This window comes from Prevotella rectalis (assembly GCF_900607215.1).
GTDB lineage: Bacteria > Bacteroidota > Bacteroidia > Bacteroidales > Bacteroidaceae > Prevotella > Prevotella brunnea.
On the sequence record NZ_LR027822.1, the window covers coordinates 1540 to 8829 of the forward strand.

At 48.0% G+C, this 7290-nt stretch carries 2 protein-coding genes and 1 pseudogene; all 3 read left to right on the top strand.

Annotation, left to right across the window (positions count from 1 at the left end; all coding sequences use genetic code 11):
- Positions 1 to 159: 159 nt before the first annotated feature.
- Positions 160 to 1302: pseudogene (locus tag E0E16_RS08355) on the top strand (type IA DNA topoisomerase); the annotation flags it as partial.
- Positions 1303 to 1397: 95 nt separating this feature from the next.
- Positions 1398 to 5909, top strand: a complete 4512-nt coding sequence (locus tag E0E16_RS08360) for a helicase-like domain-containing protein (protein WP_130829966.1) — start codon at positions 1398 to 1400, stop codon at positions 5907 to 5909.
- Between the two features lie 264 nt (positions 5910 to 6173).
- The coding region (locus E0E16_RS08365; RefSeq protein ID WP_130830617.1) for a site-specific integrase at positions 6174 to 7290 on the top strand (1117 nt) is incomplete at its 3' end.

The following is a 7290-nucleotide window of genomic DNA, read 5'->3' on the forward strand; positions in this document are numbered from 1 at the left end:
CTTTGTGCCCTATGGGTTACGAGTTGGTAACGGAACTATTGCCGTTTTTCGCTCAATCTTGCCATATCACAAAATGCAGAAAAGTGCATAAGTTGTTATTGTTCAAGTGTTTCCGTTCGTGTTTGCCCTTTCTTCTTTCATTGTCATTATTCTATGAACTATCCCCGCACAGGCAGCCGATACATCAGTGAGGATGTTTTCGAGGAAGTACCCGCCCTACTGCGCAAAATAGGAGAAATGATAGAAACACCATTAAACCGCCATTCGGTGAACAAGGCAAAGATTACTGACCACCACGCCATTATTCCTACAGGAGAAACACCTTCAGGAATATCGGCAGATGAAACAACTATCTATCAAATGGTGGTTAATCGCTTCATTGAAGCCTTTCTTCCCGATTCAGAGGAAGAGCGTATGCTGGTGCAGTTCACGGACGGCGCCAACTCCTTTACTTGGAAGGCGTGCCGACAAATCTCCTTGGGCTGGAAAGCCGTGCAGAAAGAGCAGGTTACTGATGTAGAGAAAAAGGAAAACGACAATGAACAGGTTTTACCTTCATTGCCTGATTTGACGGAGGGAGAGGTTTTACCACTTGTTTCTACTGACATCACCGAGCATAAGACCAAACCTAAACCTCTCTACACAGAAGCGACACTGCTTTCTGCGATGGAGAACGCAGGAAAAGAGGTCGAAGATGCAGAAAGTAAGAAAGCAATGGCAGAGTGTGGCATCGGAACACCTGCCACCCGTGCCAACATCATCGAGACACTTATTCTCCGTGACTATATCCGAAGGGACAAGAAAGCAATTATACCGACCGAGAAAGGCTTGGCTGTCTATGAGATTGTCAAGGACAAGCGAATCGCCAATGCGGAGATGACAGGAAGCTGGGAACTGACACTTGCTGCCATCGAAGCAGGACAGATGCCGCCCGAAAAGTTTGCACAAGGCATCAACTCCTACGTTGGCACCATTTGTGAGGAACTGCTTTCTCTTGCCCCCAAACAGAAGTCTTATCCCACCTATCGCTGCCCCAAGTGTGGCACTGAGAGCGTGGGTATCTATGCCAAGGTTGCCAAATGCAGACATGAGGGCTGTGACTTTCATGTCTTCCGTGAGGTCTGTGGCACGCTTCTCACCGAGGACTACATCCGGGATTTGCTAACCACAGGACGTACACCCATTCTCAAAGGATTGATCAGTAAGGCAGGCAAAAAGTTCAACGCCCGACTTGTCCTTAATGAGGATTACACCACTTCTTTTGAATTTGAAAACAGGAAAGGAAAACAACGAGGGAGATAATCCTGACAGAAACAGAGAGGAACAGAAGAGGTCGGGAGGTAATATACTTTATATCTTCCGACTTTTTCCTCCTCCTTAATTAAAAAAGGAACACTATGGCATACAATAAGAAAAACGTCCTTGAAGCCAACACAGAAGCCATCCGTGTTGTGCTTCGCTTGGAAAAAGAACGCCGCGAAGCCACCGAAGCCGAGAAAAACATATTGCGCAACTATCAGGGATTCGGTGGCTTGAAATGCGTGCTGAATCGATGTGACAGTCCCGATGACCTCCGCTATTGGAGCCAATCGGAGCAACAACTTTTCGAGCCTACCCAAAGGCTCAAACAGATGATTTACCGTGATGCCGTCGATGCCAATACCGCCAAGCGGTACTGGGAGAGCATCAAGGCAAGCGTACTCACGTCTTTCTATACAGATACCCGTATCGTTTCTGCGATTGCGGAAGCACTCACCATTACCGATGTGGAGATAAGACAATGCTTAGACCCTTCAGCAGGTATGGGAGCTTTTGCCGAGATATTTGCTAAAAGGGCTGGTATGGTCGATGCAATGGAAAAAGATTTGCTCACTGCCCGTATCTCACAATCCATTCATCCTTATGGGCAAGGTAATATCATTGTCCACCAAGCCCCCTTTGAATCCATTGGAGAGTTGGAAGATAAGGACAAATACGACCTTATTACAAGTAACATTCCTTTCGGGGATTTCATGGTCTATGACCGTGAGTACAGCAAGGGCAAGGATGTTCTTAAGAGGGAATCCACACGAGCCATCCACAATTACTTCTTTGTAAAGGGATTGGACTGCATCAAGGAAGGCGGACTTCTTGCGTTTATTACCTCGCAAGGTGTATTGGACAGTCCCCGCAATGAAGCCATCCGCCGTTATCTGATGCAGAACAGCCGACTAATCTCTGCTTTACGCCTGCCATCGGGTATGTTTTCAGACAATGCGGGAACGGACGTGGGCAGTGACCTCATCGTCTTGCAGAAGCAGACAGGTAAAGAAATCAGCGAGGGGATTGAACAGCAGTTTGTAGAAACTCTTTCCGTTCCCAAAGAAGAAGGCTCTTCTGTCGTCTTCAAGCACAACTCACTTTTTGCAGGAGATTGGAAAGACATTGCCCACCGCACCATTGCCACGGAACGAATAATGGGCAGAGACCCATACGGCAAGCCTGCATGGGAGTATCGCTTCGATGGCAGCATTGACGATATGGCGGAGAGTATCAGGACACAGCTCTCCTTGGAAGTTGAGCAACGCTTTGACCGCAAACTCTATGAAACAGGCATACCTATGACGGAGGAGGAACGGCAGAAAGAAGCCGAAAAACAACTGAGAAAGTTAGGTATAATGGTAAATTTACCCAAAGAGGATCCCAAAATGCACAAGGAGGCGGAGAATGCCTATAATTTGATGCCCGACAGTATCAGGAAGCAACTACCTAAACTTTACAGTACGGAAAAGGAACTTATTGGTGATAAAGTCGCCTACGCACGTTATTTCTTCCCGATGGGAGCTTACACGGCTTATCTTTTGGAGTACGACCCTAAGAGCCGTATAGGTTTCGGTGCTGTCACGATGGGCTACGGCTGGGAGTTGGGCAATATGTCGCTTGACGAGATGGAGGAAGTGAAGATTCATGGGCTGGGCATCGAGCGCGACCTGTACTTCTCTCCTAAGAAATTGCACGAGATAGCCGAACTGGAAGAAATCGTCAGGGGACAATATACCAAAGAAGAAGTGGTGACAGAGGAAATCAAGGAAAAGGCTGCACCCGAAGTTCAGACTTCGACAATGGAAGATAACCTTTCCACGGAAGAACCCAAAGAGGAAGTTCAAGTTGAAAAAATCAGTGAGCAAGTTGATAAAACGGGCGGTGAGCAGACAGTACAGATACAAGAGGCAGACTCTACTATTGAAGAATCAGCCCCAGAGGGAGTACCTGTGCTTAACCTTCACCGCCAATATGAGCAGGAAGTGAAAGAAATCCGCACCGATGTGGAAGCCCCACGGGAGATGAACGGGCAGACTGTCTATTTCGATGATGACCACCACCCAGTGATGGACGGCTTGGACGAGCGACAGGAAACGGAGCAGCCTTCACTGTTCGCTCCGGAGGAATACAATCTCTGGACGCAGGAAGTAAAGCGCGTGAACGGCGAGATTAAGGAAGTCCCTAAACCACAGATACAGGCTTCCGAAGAACAAAGGCTGACGGGAAATAAAGGAAGAAACGAGAATAAGGAGAAACAGCCAACAACTGCAACGCAGCACAGAACCAAGGGCAGAAGCAGCAAGAAAACTTCCTCTCAGTCATATAGTGAACCGTCTCTCTTTGATTTTATGAATGAAGCCGAAGAGCGTAAGCCACAGCCGATAGCGGAGGTGAAAAAAGAGTTTGATGCTTCCCCGCGCCCTTTTCTCTCTTCGCCGGACTCTCACCTGAGAGACGGCTCCATTGTCGTGCAGAAAGGGCAGGTCGGCTTTCTTTCTGACTTAAAGCGACATCCAACCTTTAATCCGATGGACTTGCCGTATGCCCAGCTTTCCCGACTAAAAAGCTATATCGAGATACGGGAGTGCTATCATCGTCTCTATGACTACGAGGCGGAGAACCATGCAGAAGACAAGGAGGATCGCAGCAGACTCAATCACTTGTATGATGACTATGTTGCACGCTGGGGCTACTTTAACCAGAAAGCGAACACCGACATCATCAAGATGGATGCTACAGGTGTGGAAATGCTCTTCTTGGAACGCTCCGAGAACGGCAGGTACGTCAAGGCGGACATCTTTGACCATCCAACAGCTTTTTCTACCACAGAGCTGACCGTTGCCACAGACCCGATGGAGGCACTGGGTGCATCGCTCAACAAGTACGGCACGGTGGAACTTGATTACATGAGTTCCCTTTTACCTGATATGGAGGAAAGCGACATCATTTCTTCCTTGGAAGGTCGCATCTATTATAATCCCGAAGAGAATGCTTATGAGGTTGCGGACAAGTTCATTTCGGGCAATGTAATAGAAAAGGCGGAGCGCATTGAGTCGTGGCTCTTGGACCATCCCGACCACGAAGAAACAAAGCAGAGCCTTGCTGCGCTGCGTGCAGCCACGCCAACACCCATTCCTTTTGCAGACCTTGACTTCAATCTCGGTGAACGCTGGATACCTGCCAAGGTCTATGGTAGGTTCGCTTCGGAGTTTTTCGGCACGGATATTGGCGTATCCTACCATTCCAACATGGACGAGTACAGCATTGTCTGCGACCAAAAGAATGCCAATATCTGGCACAAGTATGCCGTACAGGGAGAGTTCCGCCGCTATGACGGCATCAATCTCCTAAAGCACGCCCTGCACAACACCATTCCCGACATTAACAAGAGTAAGGAGGTGACAGATAAGGTTACGGGAGAGACCAAGACCATTAAAGTAAGAGATGGACATGCCATCCAGATGGCAAATGCCAAGATTGAGGAAATCAGGCAGGGCTTTGTTGATTGGCTCGGACGCACACCCGATACCTTCAAACAGCAGCTCTCCGACAGGTACAACCGACTTTTCAACTGTTTTGTGCGACCAAACTTTGACGGTACGCACCAGACTTTCCCCGACCTCGACCTCAAACGGCTGGGCATTGCCGACCTCTACAAGAGTCAGAAGGATGCCGTGTGGATGCTCAAAACCAATGGTGGCGGCATCTGCGACCACGAGGTGGGAGCGGGTAAGACGCTTATCATGTGTACGGCAGCCTATGAAATGAAGCGATTGGGACTGGCAAACAAACCGATGATTATTGGGCTGAAGGCAAACGTATTCGATATTGCCGACACCTTTAGGAAAGCTTATCCCAATGCTAAGGTACTCTATCCAGGCAAGAACGATTTCAATAAGCAGAACCGCCAGCGTATTTTCAACGACATCAAGAACAACGACTGGGACTGCATCATCCTCACGCACGAACAGTTCGGCATGATACCGCAAGCTTTGGAGATACAGGAGGCTATCCTGCAGAAGGAGAAGGACTCTGTGGAGGAAAACCTTGAAGTCCTGCGTATGCAAGGAGCGGAGATTTCCCGTGGTATGCTCAAAGGCTTGGAAAAGCGCAAGCAGACCCTTGAAGTCAAGTTGCAGAACATACAGGACAGCATCGCCGAAAGAAAAGACGATGCCGTGGACTTCAAGATGATGGGTATCGACCACCTCTTTGTAGATGAATCACACCAATTCAAGAACCTGATGTTCAATACACGCCATGACCGTGTATCGGGCTTGGGCAATCCTGATGGCTCACAGCGTGCCTTAAACATGCTCTTTGCTATTCGTACCATACAAGAACGGTCCGGCAAGGATTTGGGAGCCACTTTCCTTTCAGGAACGACCATTTCCAATAGTCTGACGGAACTGTATCTTCTGTTCAAGTATCTGCGCCCGCAGGCTTTGGAGAAGCAGGGAATCAACAGCTTTGATGCTTGGGCAGCGGTTTTTGCCAAGAAATCGACCGACTATGAGTTCTCCATCACCAATGAGATTATCCAGAAAGAGCGGTTCCGCACCTTCATCAAGGTGCCGGAGCTGGCTTCATTCTATGCGGAAGTATAGGAGTTGGAAGCAAGAAAAGGAGAAAAATGCGTATCTGATTGAAACACAAGATATATTGCCTGCTTTCTCATTGGGTTGCATCAAGGTAAATAGGCGAAAAATGGAGTGAAAAAGCAAGAGTTCAGTTACCAAATCGTTCGAGAAACGATGAAAGGAAAAGAACAGCTAAAAGTGGTAACTAAAACGGTGTTTTCTCTTTTATTATCAATGTTTTGCATCGCTCAAAGTTCCTCTGGGAAGTATAATTTTGTAAGCAAAAAAACAATGGAAAAAGAAAAAATCAAGCTGCTCTTCTACCTCAAAAGAGGTACGCAGGACAAAAACGGAAAAAGTCCCATCATGGGACGCATCAGTATCGGTCGCTCAATGGTTCAGTTCAGTTGCAAATGCGCCTGTACGCCAAAAATTTGGGATAGTCGTAAACAGCGACTTGTGGGTAAGAGTTCCGAAGCCGTATCAGTGAACAGGGAACTTGACCGACTGCAAGTAAGTGTCCATCAAATTTATGAATCGCTTTCGGGCAAGTTGAACAACACTGTCACGGCAGGGAAGATAAGGGAACTTGTATTCGGGTTAAACAGCGAGTCGCAGGGGCTGCTTCATCATGCGGACGAGTATATCGACCGCTTCCGTGAACGAGTTGGCATAGATCGCAGCGAAAGAAGACTGAAATGTCTGCTGCTCTTCCGCAAGCATCTGTCTGAATTTCTGAGATGCCGCTACCATGTGGACGATATCCCCGTGCAAAAAGCCGATACAGCCCTTATCAAGGACTTGGAAGAGTATTTTGCCAAAGAAAAAGGGTTTAAACTCAACACTTCGGCTGGTTATCTTACTATGCTGGCATCCCTGCTCAAAGACCTGCACAAACGACACATCATAGACACCTATCCTTTTATCGGTCATTCCATCCGCTGGAACGTTGGAACACCCCGATACATTACAAGGGAGGAAGTAAACAAGATTGCGGCATTATCCGATAACGAACTGCAAGGCTACGAGCAGGTGTCGAGGGATATGTTTCTCTTTTCGTGCTATACAGGGCTTTCCTACACGGATGTGTACCACCTCACGGCAGAGCATATCATCCACGAGTCTGATATGGATTGGATACGCAAGCCGAGAGTGAAGACGGGCAATGTATGCCACATTCCACTATTACCCGAAGCATCCGCCATCATTGAGCGGTACAGGGGCATTCATACGAGGGCGTTCCGCCACGAACCCCCAAAAGGGTATCTGCTGCCCATACCAGGCTGTGACACGTTGAACATACACCTCAAAAAGATAGCACGGCTTTGCGGTATTCAGAAAACGCTGACCTATCACATGGCAAGGCATACCTTCGCATCGCAGATGACGCTTTCAGAAGGCGTGTCCA

Excerpts from the sequence above, each read along its gene's own strand:
- E0E16_RS08360 (WP_130829966.1), top strand. The coding sequence starts at position 1,398 with ATGGCATACAATAAGAAAAACGTCCTTGAAGCCAACACAGAAGCCATC.